Origin of the sequence: Dietzia sp. UBA5065, assembly GCA_002415925.1 — a bacterium.
In the GTDB taxonomy this organism is placed as follows: domain Bacteria; phylum Actinomycetota; class Actinomycetes; order Mycobacteriales; family Mycobacteriaceae; genus Dietzia.
Window position 1 is genome coordinate 1 of record DIAZ01000037.1, and the last position, 2,842, is coordinate 2,842.

Annotated in this window: 2 protein-coding genes and 2 pseudogenes; all 4 read left to right on the plus strand. The window is 73.6% G+C overall.

What is annotated here, in order from left to right; translation table 11 throughout:
- Positions 1-243: pseudogene (locus tag B4M60_RS02645) on the plus strand (DUF3099 domain-containing protein); the annotation flags it as partial.
- Positions 240-1,853: a class I SAM-dependent methyltransferase gene (locus tag B4M60_RS02650; protein WP_291080028.1), complete on the plus strand. Its 1,614-nt coding sequence runs from the start codon at positions 240-242 to the stop codon at positions 1,851-1,853. The pseudogene B4M60_RS02645 and the gene B4M60_RS02650, both read left to right, overlap by 4 nt.
- Positions 1,850-2,287 (plus strand): D-aminoacyl-tRNA deacylase, encoded by a 438-nt coding sequence (gene dtd, locus B4M60_RS02655; protein WP_291080030.1) that lies wholly within the window; start codon positions 1,850-1,852, stop codon positions 2,285-2,287. The genes B4M60_RS02650 and dtd overlap by 4 nt, the downstream gene beginning before the upstream one ends.
- Positions 2,288-2,414: 127 nt before the next feature.
- Positions 2,415-2,842 (plus strand): annotated as a pseudogene (locus B4M60_RS02660) (sigma-70 family RNA polymerase sigma factor); the annotation flags it as partial.

Below are 2,842 nucleotides of genomic sequence, written 5' to 3' on the forward strand. Positions count from 1 at the left end.
GCGGTGATCGGCGCCAACGACAGGCCGCCGCTGCCCAAGGGACAGGCGCGGCGGTACACCGCGGGTGCCCTCTCCAACCACACCCCGTACGCGTTGCCGCCCGGACTCACCGGGAACCCGTCCCGGGGCACCACCGGCGGTGGTGCCGGCGGTGGTGCCGGCGGGCAGGACACCTCGCCCGGCGGCGCGGCTGACCCGGGTTCCGGGACGTCGCGCCCCGACGAGAGTGATCCCGCACCGTGACCCGCCCCTCCCCCACCCTCGCCGAGCTCGCGCCCATGCTGGCGGAGGCGTTCCGCGCCCACGGGTACACGGTCGACGGGCTGGCGGAATCGCTGGGGGCGGAGGCGATCTCCGCGCTCGCCCGGTCCGACGCCCCGTCCGTCCGCCGCCACGCCCGCGCCGCGGGACCGGCCGGGCTGCTGGTCCGGCTGTTCGTCCTCGGGGACGCCCTCCCCGAGGCCGGGGTCGCCGCGGCGCTGCGGGGCATCGACGTGGAGGACGGGATCGCCGCCGGACTGTGGACCCTGCCCGGGCAGCCCACCGGGACGCTCCGCGCCTTGGTCGACCTGCGCCCCGTCGACACCGGCCACGGAACCCGATGGGTGTTCGCGGATCCCGACGGGTCGATGGTCCACGCCGACACGCGGCCGGACCACGTCCTGGGGATCGGCCAGGCCACCCTCTCGCTGCTGCGGATCACGCCGACCTCCCCCGTGGACACCGTGCTGGACCTGGGAACGGGCTGCGGCATCCAGTTGGTCCACGCCCTCGAGACCTGCCGACGGTCCACGGGGACCGACATCACCCCGCGCTGCCTCGAGCTGGCCGCCGCCACCCTGGCCATCAACGGCCTGCAGGCGGAACTGCTGAACGGCCCCTGGTTCGAGCCGGTCTCGGGACGGAGGTTCGACAGGATCGTCGCCAACCCGCCGTTCGTCGTGGGCCCCTCGCAACCCGGTCACTCGTATCGCGAGTCCGGGATGGCGCTCGACGGCGCCAGCCGGACCGTCATCTCGGGCGCCCCCGCCCACCTCGCCGAGGGCGGGACCGCGATCCTCCTCGCGTCGTGGGTGGAGGGCGCCGCCGACGACTGGCGGTCCCGTGTCGCCTCGTGGGTCCCCGCCGAGGGCGTGGACGCCTGGATCCTGCGTCGGGACTCCTCGGACCCCGAGCTCTACGTGTGGACGTGGCTCACCGACGAGGGGATGGACCCGCGGGACGAGTCCACCGCCCGCGCGGCCGACGCCTGGCTCGACCACTTCCAGGCGGAGGGCGTCTCGGGCATCGGCTTCGGGTACGTCTTCCTGCGGCGGGTCGACGGCCCGTCGTCGGTGTTGTGCGAGGACCTCACCCATCCCTTCGGTGAGGGGTTGGGCGACGAGGCCGAGGCGTACTTCGCGCGGACCGCATGGCTGCGGGGGGCCGCCGAGCGGCACGGCGGCCAGGCCCCGGCGCTGGACGCCACGGTCTTCACCGTCTCCCCCGACGTCCGCCTCCACATGTCGGAGTCCCTCGCCCCCGGCCGGCCCGAGGACGGCGCCGACGATCCCGGCGCCCGCCTCGCGGGCACCACGGTGGTCGAACGGGTCACCGGCGCACGGTGGCGTCACGAGATCGATCCGCTCACCGCCACCGTCCTCCGCGGCGCGCGCATGGGGGCGCTTCCCCTCGAGGACCTCGTCGTCCTCGCCGCCGCCGGCGCCGGCGAGGACCCCGACGCGCTCGCGGACCCCGTGCGCCGGGTCATGGCCGACCTGTTCCTCCACGGATTCGTCGTGCCGGCCGGTGTCCCCGGGCTGCTGCCCCCCGGCACCGCCGTGGCGTCGCCTCCCGCCGAGGGCGCCGGATGAGGGCGGTCGTCGCCCGGGTCACCGAGTCGTCGGTCACCGTCGACGGCGAGGTGGTGGGTGCCCTTCCGGGCCCCGGACTGTTGGTGCTGGTGGGGGTGTCCGTCGACGACGACGAGGCGGACGTCGACACGATGGTCCGCAAGATCTCGGAACTGCGGATCCTCCACGACGAGAAGAGCGCGGTCGACGTCGGAGCGCCGGTGCTGGTCGTCAGCCAGTTCACGCTCCTGGGCTCGACCTCCCGGGGCCGCAGGCCGTCATGGTCCCGCGCGGCGCCGGGAGCCCGGGCCGAACCACTGGTGGAGGCGGTGGCGACGGGGCTCCGCGCTCGCGGGCTGAACGTGGCCACCGGGGCGTTCGGCGCGACGATGCAGGTCCACTCGGTCAACGACGGCCCCTTCACCGTCATCGTGGAGACCGCCGGGTCGCGCTGACGGGAACATTCCGGATACCCCCGCCGTTGTAGCTGTACGTGACCGTGACCCGGACACGCGCCTGATCCGTCCACCAGCAACCGACCGCCTGCCCCGATGTCGCCCGGGCCGGGCAGGAGGAGGAGACATGACGTCAGCCACCACCCGATCGGACCGACGGACGGAGGCGGATTCGGACGGCCAGAGCCCGAGCGCGGACCTGGTCCGCGTCTACCTCAACGGGATCGGCAAGACCGCTCTGCTCAACGCGGAGGACGAGGTGGAGCTGTCCAAGCGTATCGAGGCCGGCCTCTACGCACGGCACCTGCTGGCCACCAAGAAGCGGATGGGCCCCACCCGGAAGGCCGATCTCAAGGTGATCGTCGACGAGGGCGAAGCGGCCCGAGCGCATCTCCTCGAGGCCAACCTCCGCCTGGTGGTCTCGCTGGCCAAGCGGTACACGGGCCGCGGGATGCCGCTCCTGGACCTGATCCAGGAGGGCAACCTCGGACTTATCCGGGCCATGGAGAAGTTCGACTACGCCAAGGGATTCAAGTTCTCGACCTACGCCACCTG